Origin of the sequence: Streptomyces anulatus (genome assembly GCF_014650675.1) — a bacterium.
GTDB lineage: Bacteria > Actinomycetota > Actinomycetes > Streptomycetales > Streptomycetaceae > Streptomyces > Streptomyces anulatus.
Genome location: NZ_BMVK01000006.1, coordinates 399,749 through 416,568, shown reverse-complemented (window position 1 = coordinate 416,568; position 16,820 = coordinate 399,749). Strand labels below are relative to the sequence as shown.

At 71.2% G+C, this 16,820-nt stretch carries 12 protein-coding genes; 4 read left to right on the top strand and 8 right to left on the bottom strand.

Annotated elements, in window-relative coordinates; translation table 11 throughout:
* Positions 1 to 912, bottom strand: a complete 912-nt coding sequence (locus IE272_RS18315) for an alpha/beta fold hydrolase (RefSeq protein ID WP_056702983.1) — start codon at positions 910 to 912, stop codon at positions 1 to 3.
* Positions 913 to 1,349: 437 nt separating this feature from the next.
* Between IE272_RS18315 and IE272_RS18310 the strand changes: the two genes are divergently transcribed.
* Entirely contained in the window at positions 1,350 to 2,435 is a 1,086-nt protein-coding gene (locus IE272_RS18310) for a S1 family peptidase (protein WP_050359563.1), read from the top strand.
* A 112-nt stretch (positions 2,436 to 2,547) separates the two neighbouring features.
* Here the strand turns inward: IE272_RS18310 and IE272_RS18305 are convergent, their stop codons facing one another.
* Both IE272_RS18305 and IE272_RS18300 read right to left on the bottom strand, forming a co-directional pair.
* The gene (locus IE272_RS18305; protein WP_050359562.1) at positions 2,548 to 3,045 is read right to left on the bottom strand and encodes a phospholipase; all 498 of its coding nucleotides are present in this window, start codon (positions 3,043 to 3,045) and stop codon (positions 2,548 to 2,550) included.
* A gap of 291 nt (positions 3,046 to 3,336) precedes the next feature.
* Positions 3,337 to 4,416 (bottom strand): hypothetical protein, encoded by a 1,080-nt coding sequence (locus IE272_RS18300; RefSeq protein WP_050359561.1) that lies wholly within the window; start codon positions 4,414 to 4,416, stop codon positions 3,337 to 3,339.
* 166 nt (positions 4,417 to 4,582) lie between these two features.
* Between IE272_RS18300 and IE272_RS18295 the strand changes: the two genes are divergently transcribed.
* The 3 genes from IE272_RS18295 (at position 4,583) to IE272_RS18285 (ending at position 7,867) form a co-directional block, all read left to right on the top strand.
* On the top strand, positions 4,583 to 4,936 hold the full coding sequence (locus tag IE272_RS18295) for a winged helix-turn-helix transcriptional regulator (RefSeq protein ID WP_056702988.1): 354 nt from the start codon (positions 4,583 to 4,585) through the stop codon (positions 4,934 to 4,936).
* A 202-nt stretch (positions 4,937 to 5,138) separates the two neighbouring features.
* Positions 5,139 to 6,740, top strand: coding sequence for an MFS transporter (locus IE272_RS18290; RefSeq protein WP_229897337.1), 1,602 nt, complete (start codon positions 5,139 to 5,141; stop codon positions 6,738 to 6,740).
* Between the two features lie 233 nt (positions 6,741 to 6,973).
* Positions 6,974 to 7,867, top strand: coding sequence for an esterase/lipase family protein (locus IE272_RS18285; RefSeq protein ID WP_056702993.1), 894 nt, complete (start codon positions 6,974 to 6,976; stop codon positions 7,865 to 7,867).
* 130 nt (positions 7,868 to 7,997) lie between these two features.
* Here the strand turns inward: IE272_RS18285 and IE272_RS18280 are convergent, their stop codons facing one another.
* The 5 genes from IE272_RS18280 to IE272_RS18260 all read right to left on the bottom strand — a co-directional run bounded on the left by IE272_RS18280 (position 7,998) and on the right by IE272_RS18260 (position 16,790).
* Positions 7,998 to 9,041, bottom strand: a complete 1,044-nt coding sequence (locus tag IE272_RS18280) for a lytic polysaccharide monooxygenase auxiliary activity family 9 protein (protein ID WP_050359558.1) — start codon at positions 9,039 to 9,041, stop codon at positions 7,998 to 8,000.
* Positions 9,042 to 9,177: 136 nt separating this feature from the next.
* On the bottom strand, positions 9,178 to 13,044 hold the full coding sequence (locus IE272_RS18275) for a wHTH domain-containing protein (RefSeq protein ID WP_057661798.1): 3,867 nt from the start codon (positions 13,042 to 13,044) through the stop codon (positions 9,178 to 9,180).
* Positions 13,045 to 13,174: 130 nt separating this feature from the next.
* Entirely contained in the window at positions 13,175 to 15,091 is a 1,917-nt protein-coding gene (htpG, locus tag IE272_RS18270; RefSeq protein ID WP_190007279.1) for a molecular chaperone HtpG, read from the bottom strand.
* 128 nt (positions 15,092 to 15,219) lie between these two features.
* Complete coding sequence (locus tag IE272_RS18265; protein WP_050359555.1) at positions 15,220 to 15,870, bottom strand: hypothetical protein; 651 nt, start codon at positions 15,868 to 15,870, stop codon at positions 15,220 to 15,222.
* Between the two features lie 266 nt (positions 15,871 to 16,136).
* A complete protein-coding gene (locus IE272_RS18260) occupies positions 16,137 to 16,790 on the bottom strand; it encodes a response regulator (protein ID WP_228925059.1) in 654 nt (217 codons plus the stop codon).
* Positions 16,791 to 16,820: the final 30 nt, after the last annotated feature.

The following is a 16,820-nucleotide window of genomic DNA, read 5'->3' as shown; positions in this document are numbered from 1 at the left end:
TCACCCTCCCGGCACGGCGGCCCGCATGGCACCGTCCGGGTGCTCCCGCTCGTCCAGCAGCCAGTCGAGGACGCGGGGGAGCATCGGGAACGCGTCGAAGTGGGCCGCCTTCGGTTCGAGTACGGCGGTGGCACCCGGGATCTGCCCGGCCAGCCAGCGGGAGTGGCCGACCGGGGCGAAGACGTCCTTCACCCCGTGCCAGAGGAGCACCTCGCCGGTGATCCGGGCGGGGTCGAACCCCCAGGGGCTGCAGAACGCGATGGCGTCGTCGATCCAGCCGTAGGCCGAATGGCGAAGCCCTTCGCTGAAGTTGCGCAGCAGCATGGACCGGATGCCCGCGTCGTTGACCACCAGCCGGTCGGAGTCGGTCAGCTCCCGGCGCAGATCGTCCAGGAGCCTGACCGGGTCCCGGCGGATCTGCGCCGAGCGCATGATGAAGGACTCGGCAAGGCTCTCCGGGTCGTCGGCCGCCGTGGAGTACGCGAGCACATTGGACGCGGTCATCCCGTCGAACCAGTCGAGACCGGCCGCGTCCCAGGGCGCGAGACTGACCAGAGCCGCGGTCCGGGTGATCCGTTCCGGCATCAGCGCCGCGCAGGCCAGGGCGTGCGGGGCCCCGCCGGAGCGGCCCACCACGGCGAACCGCTCCAGTCCCAACGAGTCGGCGATCGCCCGGACGTCCTCGACGACGTCCTTGATCCGGCGGCCCTCGTGCCGGTCGCTGCCGCCGTATCCCGGGCGGTCGTAGGTGATCAGCTGTGTGTGGCGCTGGTACAGCACCATGCCGCGGGGAGCGGGCCCGAGCCTGCTGCCCGGAGTGCCGTGGAGGAGGAAGACCGGTCTTCCCCGCGGGTCGCCCATCCGCTCCACCATCAGATGCCGCCCGTCCGCCGCGAGCACCCGATTGCGCACCCGTTCCTCCTCCGCTCGGTCACCCGGCCGGCCCGGACACGGTGTGTCCGGCGTGTGCTGCCCTTTCGATGATGACCCATCAGAGGCGTTACCGGGACTGTTGGGCGACAGGAACTGTGAAGGTACTGGGAGGCTCCCGGCGGACGATTCCGTCGGCATCCGGACGGGTGGGCACACCATGCGGACCGGGACAGGCGAATACAGGACAGGACTAGTCCTCACCCAGGGGCCGTCAACGGTTGCACCGGGTGTTCGCAATCGGAACCGACGTGGCACGACCCGGGGGAGGTGAACGCCTCGCGTGTGAAGCGTCGCTGTCGTGTGCACGTCTGGAAGTCGACCTTGTGTGCGTTTCGCCGCCTCGGAATAGTGGGTTCCCCATCCTCCGTGTACGGGCACCCCACTTGCTCCGTGCACGGCCCCACAGGAGGTCGAAGTTGAAGCATCGACGCATATCCAGGAAGCGCGCGACGCTGGCCGGCTCGGCCGTCGTCGCCCTGGTCGCAGCGGGATTCACGTTCCAGACTGCGAACGCCAGTGACGATGTACCGGCATTCACGGCCAAGACCCTCAGCGCGGACGCGGCCGGAAAGCTGGCCACCGCCCTGGACCGTGACCTGGGCGCGGACGCGGCAGGCTCGTACTACGACACCACGGCGAAGGCCCTCGTCGTGAACGTCGTCGACGAGGCCGGCGCCGAGCAGGTCCGCCAGGCGGGCGGCAAGGCCAGAATCGTGGAGAACTCCCTCGCCGAGCTGAAGTCGGCCCGGGGGACCCTCACCGACAAGGCGACGATCCCGGGAACCTCCTGGGCGGTCGACCCGGTGAGCAACAAGGTGCTCGTCACCGCCGACAGCACGGTCGACGGTGCGGCCTGGAAGAAGCTCTCGGCCGTGGTCGAGGGGCTCGGCGGCACGGCCGAACTCAACAGGACGGCTGGCGAGTTCAAGCCGATGATCGCGGGCGGCGACGCGATCTGGGGCTCCGGCTCCCGCTGCTCGCTCGGCTTCAACGTGGTGAAGGGCGGTGAGCCGTACTTCCTGACCGCCGGTCACTGCACCGAGTCGGTCACCAGCTGGTCGGACACCCAGGGCGGCTCGGAGATCGGGGCGAACGAGGGCTCCAGCTTCCCGGAGAACGACTACGGCCTGGTCAAGTACACCTCGGACACCGCGCACCCGAGCGAGGTGAACCTCTACGACGGCTCGACCCAGGCGATCACCCAGGCGGGTGACGCGACGGTCGGCCAGGCGGTCACCCGCAGCGGCTCCACCACCCAGGTGCACGACGGTGAGGTCACCGCGCTGGACGCCACGGTCAACTACGGCAACGGCGACATCGTCAACGGCCTCATCCAGACGACGGTCTGCGCCGAGCCCGGCGACAGCGGCGGCGCCCTCTTCGCGGGCGACACCGCGCTCGGTCTGACCTCGGGCGGCAGCGGCGACTGCTCCTCCGGCGGCACGACCTTCTTCCAGCCGGTACCGGAGGCGCTGGCCGCCTACGGCGCCGAGATCGGCTGACGCTCCACCGCGTCACGGCGACAAGGAGAGGCCCCCGGTACGCCGGGGGCCTCTCCCTTGTGCGGTGCGGTGCGGTGCGGTGTCGTGCGTGGTGGAGCGGGCGGCCGGGCGGTCAGGCGGCCTTGATCAGATTGTCGGAGTCCGCCTTGGCCGGGGAGATGCCGAAGATGCTCACGGCCTGGTAGTAGGTCCAGGCGGTGCCGTTGCACGAGGTCTTCGTCGCGCCCGAGTACCCGGCGCACACGCGCTTGAGGTCCTCGTAGAAGGCGGAGTCGATGCGGGCCTTGTTGGCGGAGAACGTACCGGCAGCCTTGTAGTTCCGGTAGCCGAAGTCATGGCGCGCGCAGGAGGTCTGGAAGGGGAAGCCGAACGGGTTGTCGGGGGAGCTGCTGCAGTAGTCCGTCGACCAGTTGAAGCCGTACGCGGACCAGGCGCCCTGGTTGTTGCGGGCGGCGTTCCAGGCGTTGTGACTGGAGGCGCTGGTCTGGGTCCAGGAGCTGAGCACCTGAGGTTTGTCGGCGGGTGCGGCCGAGGCGGAAGCGGCGGTGATCAGGCTGAGCGGGAGCGACAGGGCGACTGCGGCGAGCGGAACCGTGAATCGACGACGCATGAGCGACCTCCGTGGGGGAGAAGGGAGTTGGTCCTGGCCGTGCTCCTCGTCGGGTGGTACGAGGCGGCTCCAGCATGTCGCCATGGACCTGTCATGCCTAGTCGTCGCGCTGACCGGACATCAAGAATTGGGGCGCATGTCAGATGGGGCCGCCGTCGGGGCGGCCCCACACACGGATCATCAGGGGTGAAGGGCGTGAAGCGGGTGAAGCGCGTGAAGCGCGTGAAGGCGGAAAAGGGGGGTGAAGAGTCGTGAAGGGGGAGTGACGGGGAGAAGGGGGCGGGTCCGGCTTCAGGCCGCCGTCGATCCGCCGGCGTCCGTTCCCGGGGCGGGGCCCGTGGCCGTGGTGCCCGTGACCGCGGCGCCCGTCGGATCCGCGTCCGCCCGGTGCCGCATCGACAGCAGCAGGGTCAGCGCCGTGCCGACGACCGCCCAGGCCGAAAGCACCAGCAGCGGCCCGGTGACCGCGTTGCCCTGGAAGTAGGCGATCGAGCGGGCCACCCAGGTGCCCGCCCCCGGCGGGAGGGCCGGGCCGATCGCCCGCCAGAAGTCCGGGAGCATCGGCAGCGGGAAGGCGCCGCCCGCGCTCGGGTTGCCCGCGATGACGATGATGAGGACGGCCAGGCCGATGCCGACGATGCCGGTGAGGGCCTGCAGCGCGAGCGTGGTCATGCCGACCGCGAAGACGACCAGGGCGCCCAGGCCGGCCAGGCCCCAGAAGCTGCCCGGCAGTGCGCCGAGGACCGGGCCGATGATGATCGCGCCGCCGATGCCGCCCACGACCGAGTAGAGGGCCATGGCTCCGGTCCGGATCACCGCCCGCTGCCGGTTGGCGGGCTTGGCGCCGGCGCTGATCGCCAGGATCGAGGCGCAGAGATAGCCGCCCACGCACCAGCCGACGACCAGGTAGAAGGACGAGAGCCCGTTGAAGTCCTCGCCGGAGGCCGGGGCGACGTCCACGGTCCGCACGCTCCGCTGCTGGGAGGCGTCGACCTCGGTCAGGATCCGCTCCAGGGAAGTGGCCAGAGCCGTGCCGCCGCCGGAGGCGACCAGCAGGGTGTCGGTGCGGCCTTCCGGCGAGACGATCAGGGCGCCGTCGATGTCGCGGTTCATGATCTGCTCGCGGGCCTCGGCCGCGCTGCTCACCGTACGGGGGTCGAGCGGCCCGCCGGGGAGCTCGTCCAGCCGGTCGACGAGCTGCTGGGACATCTGCTGCGGGGCCACCACCCCGAACGCGACATCCGTCGGCTTGGGCTTGTGCAGCGCTCCGACGTAGGACGCGATGAACAGCAACTGCAGTCCGAGCACACCGATGACGAGCAGGGCGGCCCGTGGGGTGACGGCGTTCTTCACCTCGTCGACGAAAGTCATGCCCCCACGGTCCGGGCGGGGCGGCGCAAGCGCAGGCGGGGCGCGGCCGAACGGCGTAGCGCCGGGGGTGGACGAGCTTCGGGCTATCCTTTCGTAAGGGCATGTCCTGAGGTAAGTTCCGGATGTGGACGTAAGCTCTGAGGTCAAGGATGAGAAAGGCGTCGCCATGAGTGACGCATTCACGGCGGACTGCCCGGCCCGGACGGTGCTGAATCACGTCAGCAGCCGCTGGGGCGTGCTGATTCTGGCCTCGTTGCAGGAGGGGCCGATGCGCTTCTACGTGCTGCGGGACAGGATCGGCGGCATCAGCGAGAAGATGCTGTCCCAGAATCTGCGGGTGTTCGTGCGGGACGGGCTGATCGCCCGCGAGGTCGAAGCGACCGTGCCGCCCCAGGTGACCTACTCGCTCACCCCCCTGGGGCGGGAACTGGCGGTGACGCTGGGCGGCCTGGTCGAGTGGATCACGCATCGGATCGGAGACATCGTCGCCGCGCGCGAGCGTCATGACGACGTGAGGTGAACGCTGTTCACCGGCGCCCCGCTCCCCGGAGCGGGGCGCTTTTCTGTGCCGAACGGCTCGTCGAATGATCTCCCGGACCGGCGGTCCGGCCTGCTGGCTATCGGCCCGGTCCGGGGCTGACCGACAGGTAAGCCCTTACCAATCGAAAGCTCAAAACCTAGGGTAAGCCCGACGGGTCGAGTGGCCCGGAAGGGAGATTTCGGTGGACACGGAAACCGCGCCGCGCGCCGGGGTGCGCGAGTGGATCGGGCTGGCGGCGCTGGCGCTGCCCGCGATGCTCGTGATCATGGACATGAGCGTGCTCCATCTGGCGCTGCCGACCCTGAGCCGGGACCTGGAGCCGTCCGGGGCGGAACTGCTCTGGATCACCGATGTCTACGGGTTCGTCATCGCCGGCGCGATGATCACCATGGGGACGCTCGGCGACCGCATCGGCCGTCGCCGGATGCTGATGACCGGGGCTGTGGCCTTCGGCCTCGCGTCGGTGCTCGCCGCCTACGCGCCCACCGCGGAGACGCTGATCGTGGCCCGTGCCCTCCTCGGCCTTGCCGGTGCGGTACTGGGCCCGTCGACGCTTTCGCTGATCAGCGCCATGTTCCACGACGCCGAGCAGCGCAGCTTCGCCATCACGGTGTGGATGACGAGCTTCATGCTGGGCGGCGCGGTCGGCCCGCTGGTCGGCGGTGTGCTGCTGGAGGCGTTCTGGTGGGGTTCGGTCTTCCTCGTGGCCGTGCCGGTCATGGTGTTCCTGCTGGTGGCGGGCCCGCTGGTGCTTCCGGAGGTCCGTAACCCGGACGCCGGCCGACTCGACCTGACCAGCGCCGCGATGTCGCTGGCCGCCATTCTGCTGGTCGTCCTCGGCGTGAAGGAGTTCGCCGAGGAAGGTGTCACCTGGCTGCCGCTGCTGTCCCTGGTGACCGGTCTCGTGATCGGCGCCCTCTTCGTCCTGCGGCAGCGCCGGCTCACCGACCCGCTGCTCGACATGAAGCTCTTCGCGAACCGCGGCTTCAGCGTCTCCCTCGGAACGCTGACCCTCACCGTGGTGTTCATGCTGGGCAGTCAGTTCCTCATCTCCCAGTACATCCAGATGGTGGTGGGCATGGAGCCGCTGGAGTCGGCGGTGTGGAGCCTGCCGATGGTCGTCAGCGGAACCCTCGCGATGTTCGTCGCCCAGGGTGTCGCGGCCCGGGTGGGCAAGGGGTACGTCTTCGGCGCCGGTCTCACGATCGCCGCTGTCGGCTTCACGGTGCTCTCCCAGGTGGACAGCGGCTCCGGGATCGGAACCGTCGTCACGGCCGCGTCGCTGCTGTTCGCCGGCCTGATGCCGGTCTCGTCCCTCGGGATCGGGATGATCGTCGACGCCGCGCCGCCCGAGCAGGCGGGCTCCGCGGCCGCGGTGGGGGAGACGACCCAGGAGCTGGGCGGCGCCCTCGGCATCGCGGTCCTCGGCAGCGTGCTGAACGTCGCCTACCACGGCGGGATGACCGGCTCGGTGCCGGACGGCGTACCCGCCTCCGCCCGGGAGGCGGTCGCCGACAACCTGCCCGCGGCCCTTGAGGCCGCCGGGCGGCTGCCGGCGGAGACAGGGGCCCAACTCGTCTCCGCGGCAAGGGACTCCTTCGCCCAGGGCCTCGCCTGGATTGCGATGGGCTCCGTCCCGGTCATGCTCGCACTGGCCGTCACGGCCACGATGCTGCTCCGGAACGTGGGGCGCGCAGGCGAAGGCGCGGATCGGGAAGGGGCTGCGGGCGAAACGGGAGAGGCCGGCCAGTCGACGTCCACGACAGGGGCGGCGACTTCCTGACCCGACGGCCCGTCACCGGCCGGCCGCGCGTCACCCGCCGACAGGGGGAGGCGGACGGCCGGCCGTGTCGGTGGCCGGGAGTGAGCACTCGCCGCCCCGCCAGTTTTTACCGACGCGTAACTTCCCTCCCCACCTTACTCGTGCGTAATTTGGCATGAGCACATAAAGCTTGTGGTCCGGGCCACAGGGCGCACCGCCATCGCACCTCCCTTGAGCCGCAAGGAGACCACACGATGCTGCCCTGGATCCGTGCTGCGCGCGTTCCCCGCACGCGCAGCCTGCTCGCCGCCCTGCTCCTCGCCCTCACCGTCCTCGTCGCCCCCGGGGCGACCGCGACCGCGGCCACCCCGGCCGCCGCCGAGGCCACCTCGCGTGGCTGGAACGACTACTCCTGCAAGCCCTCCGCCGCCCATCCCCGCCCCGTCGTCCTGGTCCACGGAACCTTCGGGAACTCGATCGACAACTGGCTGGTCCTCGCCCCCTACCTGGTCAACCGGGGCTACTGCGTCTTCTCCCTCGACTACGGCCAGCTCCCCGGCGTGCCGTTCTTCCACGGCCTCGGCCCCATCGACAAGTCCGCCGAACAGCTCGACGTGTTCGTCGACAAGGTCCTCGACGCCACGGGAGCCCCGAAGGCCGACCTCGTCGGCCACTCCCAGGGCGGCATGATGCCGAACTACTACCTGAAGTTCCTCGGCGGCGCCGACAAGGTCAACGCCCTCGTCGGTATCGCCCCGGACAACCACGGCACCACGCTGCTCGGCCTCACCAAGCTGCTGCCGTTCTTCCCCGGCGTCGAGAAGTTCATCAGCGACAACACCCCCGGACTCGCCGACCAGGTCGCGGGATCACCCTTCATCACCAAGCTCACCGCGGGCGGCGACACCGTCCCGGGCGTCCGCTACACCGTCATCGCGACCAAGTACGACCAGGTCGTGACCCCGTACCGCACGCAGTACCTGGACGGGCCGAACGTACGCAACGTGCTGCTCCAGGACCTGTGCCCGGTCGACCTGTCCGAGCACGTGGCGATCGGGACCATCGACCGCATCGCCTTCCACGAAGTGGCCAACGCCCTCGACCCGGCACGCGCCACCCCGACCACCTGCGCCTCGGTCATCGGCTGACCCGCCGCGCAACGACGGGCCGGGGCCCGGCGTCCGATGGGGCGGACGGCGGACCCCGGCCCGTCACGTCCTGCCGCGCCCGACGTCCCGGAGGGACGCGGCAGGGGTATGAGAGGGGGTGCTGCGGAGGTCAGCGGCCGTGGCGGCCCGCCGCGGTGGCCCGCCGGCGCTGCGAGGCGAACAGCACGGCCGCGCCGGCGGCGAGCACCCCGGCGCCCCCGATCGCCAGGAAGGTGCTGCTGCTGGAGCCACCCGTCTCGGCCAGCACCTCCTCCGCACCCGCCGCGTTGGCCTCCGGGGCGTTGCCCTCGGCCTTGCCCTCGTCCTCGGCGGCCGGGGCGGCGGCGGTGACCTTCGCCCCGGTGTTCGCGTCGTCGTCCCCGTGGCCGTTGTGCTCGACCGACGACTTCTCGGAACCCTCGGTGATCGCTTCCTCGGACGGTGCGGAGGGCGCCGTCACCGGGGTCCCGGCGCCGGAGCCACCGGAACCCTGCTGACCCTCCTCCGCGCCGCCGTCCTGCGTCCCGCCGCCCGCCGAACCGCCGCCGAACGTCACGTCGGAGCAGGCGTAGAACGCCTCGGGGGAGTCGGAGCGCTGCCAGACCGTGTAGACGAGCTGCCGCCCGGAGCGCTCGGGGATCGTCCCGTCGAAGACGTACGAACCGTTCTCCAGCGTCGGGTCGGTGGCCTCGGCGAAGGGCTTCGCCTCCAGGTCCGACCAGGCCAGCGGCTTCGTGGGGTCGTAACCGGGCTTGGTGAGATACAGCTCGAACGAGCCCCGGTGGGGAGCCGTCGCACGGAACCGGAAGGTGTGCTTGCCCGCCGACAGCGCGGTGGCCGGCCAGTCGGCGCGCGGGAGGTCCAGGCCCTTGAACTTGTCGTTGGCCGCGCTGCACAGCTTGCCGTCCGGGATCAACTCACGGTGCTTGCCCGCCGCGTTGGCGATGTTCACCCCGTTCCAGTCGTACAGCGCCTGGGTCCCGCCCGCCGCGACCGCCGCCCGGCACGCCGCCGACACAGGGCTCTCCGGCCCCTCCGCGAAGCACGCGGACACCCGGCTCACCGGGTCGGTGAGCGAACCGTGCGCGACGGCCGGGGCGGCGGCCAGCCCGGCCAGTGCGAGCGGTGCGAAACCGAGGGCGAGGATTCCGGCGGTCCTGCGGCGAGCGGTCATGGGTGGATCTCCTTCGAGACGGCACAGCTATGAGGGTGGCGATCAGCAAGCTAGCCGCTCGAAAGGCTGAAAAGGCCTGATGGGAGGGGGTAATGACCATCCTTATGGTCGCTTTAAGGCACGGCTAAGAGGGCGCTCAGGAAGGAGGTTCCCCCGCACCGGACGGCACCCGCGCCAGGGCCGCCCGCACGGTTGTCGCCACATCGTCGACATGGACGCCCAGGTCGCGGAGGTGGCGTGCGGTGTCCACCACCGGCAGATCGACCCGGCGGGCGATCCGGACCAGTTGGGCGAGCGGCATCGCGGGTTCGGCCGGCCTCGGTACGGCCTGCTCGTCGGCTGTCAGCAGGCGCAGCGCGTCGCGCTGGCCGAGGTCCGGGGGAAGATCGCCACGGGAGACCCGCAGGCCGTAGGTACGGAGCCGGGAGGCCAGCTCCTTCGGGCGCCGGCCCAGGTCGCGGGCGGCCAGGACAAGGAGGAAGAAGGGAATCTCGTCGTCCGGGGTGAGCGAGAACCACCAGGGCAGGTCCCGTTCGTCGGTCTCCCCGGTGATGCGCAGCAAGCTGTCGTAACGGAACAGGTCGCGGTCGAGCTCCGTCTCGCGCTGCGGCAGGGTCATGCCCGTTCTCACCCGGTACGCGGCCAGCCGGGTGGTGAGCGTGCGCAGGGAGAGTCCCAGGTCCTCCGCCACCTCCATGAGCTGGTGGAAGCTCGGTGCGCGGTCCGTCCGGAAGGGGGACCAGTCGACCTCCCAGAATCCGGCGAGGAGATCGAAGTCATCGGGTGACTCCGCGCGGTCGGCACGGGGCGGCAGAGTGAACCCGAGACGCTCGTAGTCCGCCCGCACCTCCTCGGCGGTCAGTTCCGACGCATCCTGGGCCGCCACCAGTTGCCAGGGCGTCAGCGGGGCCGTACTGCTCACCCAGGGCCACCTCCCGTTGCGATCGCGGCTGAGCCGGCTGACGTACTCCTCGTCCAACTCCTCGGGAAAGTCGAACGGCTCCACGCTGAGGCCGTAGCGTTCGAGGCGTTCCCGTACGGCGTGCGGGGACAGCCCGGTGTTCAGGGCGGCTTGGGCCACGTGCCCGGGCGGTACGGGACCCAGGTGCCAGATCCCCAGATGCTCGGCGACCTCGCCGTTCCTGTGGAGCAGCCGGAGATCCACCTCGTCGGGCGACCCTTCCGGCAGTTCGGCCGGCACCACCGCGACGTTGAAGGAGCGAAGAAGGCGCGCCGCCCGCGCCGCGCTCACCCCGAGCTTCTCGCGGATCTCCAGAAGTTCACCGATCGTCGCATGCGTACGACGCCGTTCGTAGGGACCGTCGAGCCAGGTCATGTCCGAGAGGTCCCACACGTCCGAGCCGGAGGGCTCGGGGACCACGAGGTCCGCGACCCCGAAGAGCCGTCGACGTTCCGCCGGGCCCACCGGATCGCAGCCCAGCCGCCGGGCGACGCCGAAGGCATCCGAGGGCCGGGTCGCCCCGAACCCCCCTCGGTTGCCGGTGAGCAGCTCCAGATCCGACGGACGGGCATCGGCCACCCGGCGCGGCTCGGACAGCTCCGGTACGAGCTTCGTCAGCTCACGTGACAGGTCGCTCTTCCCCAGAGCGAGCATGCGCCAGAGGAGAATGTGGTCGGGAATCGAGGAGAACCCGGCGCTCGCCGGACGTGGTGCGTGACGGTTCGACGCCAGCAGGTGGGGGAGCAGCATCCGGTCGAGCGGGAAGCACCCCGCCTCCACGGGCACGGGCGTCCCCTCCGATCCGGTGAACGCGTAGCCCGCCGCGCGGGCCGCCTCGGCCACCAGGTCCGCGATGCGTGGGCTGCTCTTGGCGACGTCCTCCAGCCATGCGAGGGTCAGGAACGCCGCTCCGCTCGCCACCAGTGCGGGGGCCGCGCCGGTCAGCACCTCCTCCACCTGGGCCGCTATGTCCGTCAGCACGGTCAGACGGTCGGTGCTGAGCTGCCGAGGGGCGTGGTCCCCGCTCAGGTTCACCACGACGCCCAGCAGTCCGGACATCACCCCGACCTCGTGCCGCGGCTCGATCACGAGGCCGTCCACCAGCAGCATGCCGCCGTGCCGGCACCAGATCACCTGCGCGCCGGGCGGGCCGTCGTGCCACTCCACCAGTTCACCGTGGGTACGGCCCCTCTTCGCCCGGAGGACCCCCGCCTCCCACACCCGCTGCCGCCCGCCGTGGGTCACGGCCGTACGGAACTCGGCGATGCACAGGACCTCGGCCAGAGTCTCCAGCGCCGACCAGGAGCGGCGCGGCTCCCGCAGGTAGAGCCGCACCCGGGTGCCGGGGACCGTGCCCCGTTCCGTCTTCTCGACGATCCGGAACATATGGTTCGGGCCGAAGATGTGCGCCTCCACCAGCGGGCCGGGGACGCCGTCCAGCCCCATCCGGCAGGACGTCACCCGGATCTCGTCCGCGAGCATGAAGTAGGACAGGACGCCGATTCCGAACCGGCTGTTGGGGTGGAGCCGCACGGGCGGCTCCACCCGTTCCCACTCCGCCTGCTCCAGCAGGAAGTCGGGCTGCTCGGCGAAGCGGCTCCCGGCGTCGGAGAACACGCCGCGCAGCTCCGCCTCGCCCATGCCGACACCGTCGTCCGCACACTCCAGGTAGGCGCGTCCGTCGTCGTCCGTCCCCTGGACGAAGTCGATCCGGCCCTCGTACGGGTGGAAGGGCCGCCCCGACCGCTCCAGGAACTGCGTCCTGGCACGCCGGTAGCGGCACGCGTCCAGGGCGTTCTGATACAGCTCGCGCACCGCCAGGCCGCGGTCCTTGTAGAGCTGGGTCCCGGTCAGCAGGTCGCGTACCCGGCGGTCGTCCAGCCGGAACCGCGCGCCGCTGGTGAACGTTCCCTCCGCCGGTTCCACGCCGTCCGCGGAGACCCGTGTGGGCAGGGGAGGCATCGGCTGGGCGATACGGTCGGGCAGGGTGCGCCCGACCGCGAGAAGCAGTCCGTCCAGCCGCTCGGCGTGCTCGCGCAGGGCCTCGACCACGGCCTCGTGCTCGCAGACCGCCTTCAGCACCGGCAGCTCCGGTGAACCGCCCCACGCCATCCGGTCCAGGGTCCGCCGCACGCCGTCCAGATCGACGGCTCCGGGAACACCGGTGTGCTGGACCACCGTGTCCGGGAGGACGGTGAGTTCGGCCGCAGCGCTGTACGCGACGGTCGCCAGCAGGCTCGCCCGCCGCTCACGGAAGCGTTGCCGGCCGGGCCCGGGCAGCAGTTGGTCCGCCTCCATCCGGCCGAGGTGCTCGGGGTTGCAGACGTCGGGGCCGAGCCGCAGACCGATCAGGATCCTGGCCAGGAACCGCGGGTTCAACGCCTCGGTCAGCGGTCCGCCCTCCCCGGCGATCTCGGCCTCCAGCGCGGCGAGTTGGTCTGCCCCCTTCTCCTCCTTCGCGAGCCAGCGGTGGTACAGCCACCAGCCGATCACCCCCGCGGCCTCGGGCCGCAGTTCGGCCCGGCTCACCAGCAGGTGCTGACCGGCCAGGAAGGACTGGTACCGCGCACGCTCCCCGGCGGCGCGCGGCCGGGCCCGCAGATCGGTCGGGTCCACCTCCAGATGGGAGGAGACCAACAGGAGCCGATGGACCTGGTACAGGTAGGGCAGCAGCACGAGCACCCCGGCCTCGGCCGGATAGAGGTCGAGCGCGCCGTCGGGCTCGCCGAGCAGCCACTCCACCCGGTCCGCGAACCGCGTCGCGAAGCCGGGATCGGCCCACGCGTCCCCGGAGATGCGTTGCTCGGCGGCATCCCGGACGTCGGCCAGTCGCTGTGCCAGCCGTGTGGCGTGCCGCACATGGGCCTCGACGCCGCGAGGAGCCGCATGGGTCCAGACGCCCGATTCCAGCACCGCCCGTACCCATGGGTCGCTCGGCGGAGCGGGCGCGGGCGGGCTCTGCACGGTCACCGTGGCCGCCTGGATCACGGCGTCCTTGTAGACGCCCCCGTTGATGATGTTGGTGACCTCGTCCGGACTCATGCGGTGTGCCTCCTCCTTCATGGAGCCGGATCAGCCGGCATCGCCCGGCCCCTCGCAGCCGCCCGCGCCGGCGCCCCGTACGGGCCGCCGACGCGGGCGGGTTCATCGGATGCCGGGCCGCACCCGGTCGCTACAGCGTGCGTGCCAGGCGGTCGGCGAGCAGCCGGGTGAAGCGGGCCGGGTCGGGCAGGTCGCCTCCTTCGGCGAGCAGTGCGCTCCCGTAGACCAGCTCGGCCACCTCCGTGAGTGCGGGGTCGTCGGCGTTCGCGCCGTGTGCTGTGCGCAGGGCGACGACCAGGGGGTGCGAGGGGTTGAGTTCCAGGATCCTCTTGACGGTGGGCATCTGCTGACCCATCGCCCGGTACATCTTCTCCAGGGTCGGCGTCACGTCGTGGGCGTCGCCGACGATGCAGGCGGCCGAGGTGGTCAGACGTGATGACAGGCGGACCTGCTTGACCTGTTCGGACAGGGCGTCGGTCAGCCAGGGCAGCAGGGAGGCGAACTCCTCCTCGCGCCGCGCCCGGGCGGCGTCGGCCTCCTTCTCGCCGTCGGCCGGCTCGCCGAGATCGACCTGGCCCTTGGCGATGGACTGGAGCGGGTGGCCGTCGAAGGCCGGGACGCGGTCGACCCACACCTCGTCGACGGGGTCGGTGAGGATCAGGACCTCGTAGCCGTTCGCGGCGACGGCCTCCATGTGCGGGGAGTTCTCCACCATCGCCCGGCTCTCGCCGGTCAGGTAGTAGATGGTGTCCTGGCCGTCCTTCATGCGCTCGACGTACTCGCGCAGTGTGGTGGTCCTGTCGGGGTCGTGGGTGGAGGCCACCGACACCAGCTGCAGCAGGGCCTCGGTGTTGTCCATGTCCTCGACCAGCCCTTCCTTCAGGGCCCGGCCGAACTGCTCCCACACCTTGGTGTAGCGCTCGGCGTCCTTGGACTGCATGTCCTTGAGGGCGCCGAGGACCTTCTTGACCAGGCGCCGGCGCACCCCGTGAATCTGCCGGTCGTGCTGGAGGATCTCGCGCGAGACGTTCAGCGACAGGTCATGGGCGTCCACGACACCCTTGACGAAGCGCAGGTAGTTGGGCATGAGCGCTTCGCAGTCGTCCATGATGAACACCCGCTTGACGTAGAGCTGCACACCGGGCCTGGTCTCGCGGGAGAACAGGTCGAAGGGCGCCTGCGAGGGGATGAACAGCAGCGCCTCGTACTCGAAGGTGCCTTCGGCGCGCATGTGGATCGTCTCGGCCGGGGGCAGCCAGTCGTGGCTGATCTGCTGGTAGAACTCCTTGTACTCGTCCTCGGTCACCTCGGTGCGAGGCCGGGCCCACAGTGCCTTCATCGAGTTGAGCGTGTCGGTCTCGCCGGTGGTCGCGCCGTTGTCGCCGGTGCGCTCGGCGGCCATGCGGATGGGCCAGCGGATGAAGTCCGAGTACTGCTTCACGATCTGACGGATCTTCGACCCGGACAGGTAGTCGGCGCGCCCGTCCTCGCTGTCGGCGGGCTTCAGGTGCAGGGTGACCGAGGTGCCCACGGGCAGGCCGTCGACGTCCTGGACGGCGTAGGTGCCCTCGCCGTCGGACTCCCATCGGGTGCCCGTGTCGGTGCCGGCCCGCCGGGTGCACAGGGTGACCCGGTCGGCGACCATGAAGGCGGAGTAGAAGCCGACGCCGAACTGCCCGATCAGGCTCTCGGCGGTGGCGGCGTCCTGGGACTCCTTGATCTTCTCCAGCATGCCCGCGGTGCCGGACTTGGCGATCGTGCCGATCAGCTCCACCAGATCGTCGCGGGTCATGCCGATCCCGTTGTCACGGACCGTCAAGGTGCGGGCTTCCGGGTCGGTCTCCAGGGCGATGTGCAGGTCGGCCGATGCGGTTGCGAGGCTGGAGTCGGTCAGCGACTCCAGTCGCAGTTTGTCCAGGGCGTCGGAGGCGTTGGAGATCAACTCACGCAGGAAGATGTCCTTGTTCGAGTAGATCGAGTGAATCACCAGCCGGAGCAACTGGCGTGTCTCCGCCTGGAATTCCAGCGTCTCGACGTTGCTGCCCATGGGGACCTCTTTCTGTGGAACGGCATGAAGGGACTCGGAGAAGGAACGGTGAGGGGCCGTTGCCCGGCACGGGCGTGGTTCGGTGTGGCCGGGCGCATGCCCGCACGGTGTGCTCCGGGCGGTGGGAGTCAGTCACCGCCGGCGGCGTGGTGGTGCGCCCGGGCGTCGAGGGCGTCCAGGGATCGGGCGAGGCCGGTGTGGCGGGCATCGAGGTAGGGGCGGATGCCGCCCAGCGGGGCGATGAGTTCGGCGGCGTCGGCGGCGCCGAGAGCCGCGTGCAGGGCGGCCTGGGCCGAGCGCGCGGCGGGGCCGAGGTGGGTGAGCGCGGTGATCTGCCCGGCGAGCCGGCGCAGGTCGGCGGCGTTGGCGCGGGCCCAGTCGGCGGTGGCGCGGTCGGCGGCCCGTGCCCGGCGGGTGGCCGTCACGCGCTGCTCGCCGGTGGTTCCGGCGGCGCCGGGGCGACCGCGCAGGTAGCGGCGCTCGGCGGCCTGGCGGCTGGCGACACCGAGCGGGCGGGCGAGATCGGACCAACTGGCGCCCGCGCCCCGGGCGGTCTCGATCAACCCGGTCTCCCAGCCCGCGAGATGCTCACGCACCTGCCGCAGCAGGATCAGGGAGGCCAGCGCCTGTTCGGGCCCGGGGCCCACGGCGTCGGGGGTCCCGCGCTCCGCGTCGCGCAGCGCGTCGCCCATGGCGGCAAGGGCAGCCGCGGCGGCGATGAAGGACGCCGGGCCGTTGGCCCCGGTACTGGCCGTGGACGGCTGGTCCGCCGCGTTCATGGGCGCCTCCCCCGTCGTGTCAGCAGCTGGATGACATCGGGATTGTCATCCATCGGACGACAGGGTGCAACGGGGCGCGGGCGGCGCGTGGGCCGCGACAGCCGCGCACCCGTCGGACGCCCCGCCGGAACGAGGGCCCGGCGGGCCGGGGGCGCGCCGGCTCGGGGCCGCCGTGCGGACGGGGCCGCCGTGCGGACGGGGCCGCCGTGCGGACGGTGCCGCGGTTGTCGTGCCGACCGCGGAGCGCGGACGACGCCCCCGCCGCCTCACCCCGTCCAGCGGTAGCGGCGCTCCGGCCGGCCCGTGCCTCCGTAGCGCAGGGTCACCTCGGCCCGGCCCGTCCCGGTGAAGTACTCCAGGTAGCGGCGCGCGCTCACCCGGGACAGCGCCCCCACCTCGGCGCACTCCGATGCCGACAGGCCCTCGGGGTGGTCGCGCAGGGTGCGCTCCACCAGGTCGGCGGTGGGGGCGGCCAGGCCCTTCGGCAGCTCGCGGGAGCCGGGCGGGCGGGTGCCGAAGATCTGGTCGACGTCCTCCTGGCGGGCCTCGCCCAGCTTGTCCAGGCGGGTGCGCAGCGAGGCGACGTGGCGCATCTGCTCCTGGAGCGCGGACCGGCTGAACGGCTTGATCAGATAGTGCAGGGCCCCCGCCCGCAGCGCCGCCCGGATCACGCCCGCGTCCCGGGCCGCCGTGATGAACAGGGCGTCCGCGCTGGGGCGCGAGGCGTCCCGCTCCTCCGCCGCACGCAAGGCACGCAACACCCCGATCCCATCCATATCGGGCAGATAGATGTCCAACAGCACCAGATCGGGGCGCAGTCGCTCGGCTGCCCGCAAGGCGTCGGCGCCGTTGTGCGCCACCCCGACGACCGCGAAGCCGTCCATAGCGGACACATAGCGGCTGTGCAGTTTCGCGACCATGAAGTCGTCGTCCACCACCAGCACAGTTGT

Coding starts and splice junctions, on each gene's coding strand:
- IE272_RS18305 (WP_050359562.1), bottom strand. CDS start 3,045: ATGCGTCGTCGATTCACGGTTCCGCTCGCCGCAGTCGCCCTGTCGCTC.
- IE272_RS18275 (WP_057661798.1), bottom strand. CDS start 13,044: ATGAGTCCGGACGAGGTCACCAACATCATCAACGGGGGCGTCTACAAG.
- htpG (WP_190007279.1), bottom strand. CDS start 15,091: ATGGGCAGCAACGTCGAGACGCTGGAATTCCAGGCGGAGACACGCCAG.
- IE272_RS18295 (WP_056702988.1), top strand. CDS start 4,583: ATGAGTGACGCATTCACGGCGGACTGCCCGGCCCGGACGGTGCTGAAT.
- IE272_RS18285 (WP_056702993.1), top strand. CDS start 6,974: ATGCTGCCCTGGATCCGTGCTGCGCGCGTTCCCCGCACGCGCAGCCTG.
- IE272_RS18300 (WP_050359561.1), bottom strand. CDS start 4,416: ATGACTTTCGTCGACGAGGTGAAGAACGCCGTCACCCCACGGGCCGCC.
- IE272_RS18265 (WP_050359555.1), bottom strand. CDS start 15,870: ATGAACGCGGCGGACCAGCCGTCCACGGCCAGTACCGGGGCCAACGGC.
- IE272_RS18260 (WP_228925059.1), bottom strand. CDS start 16,790: ATGGTCGCGAAACTGCACAGCCGCTATGTGTCCGCTATGGACGGCTTC.
- IE272_RS18280 (WP_050359558.1), bottom strand. CDS start 9,041: ATGACCGCTCGCCGCAGGACCGCCGGAATCCTCGCCCTCGGTTTCGCA.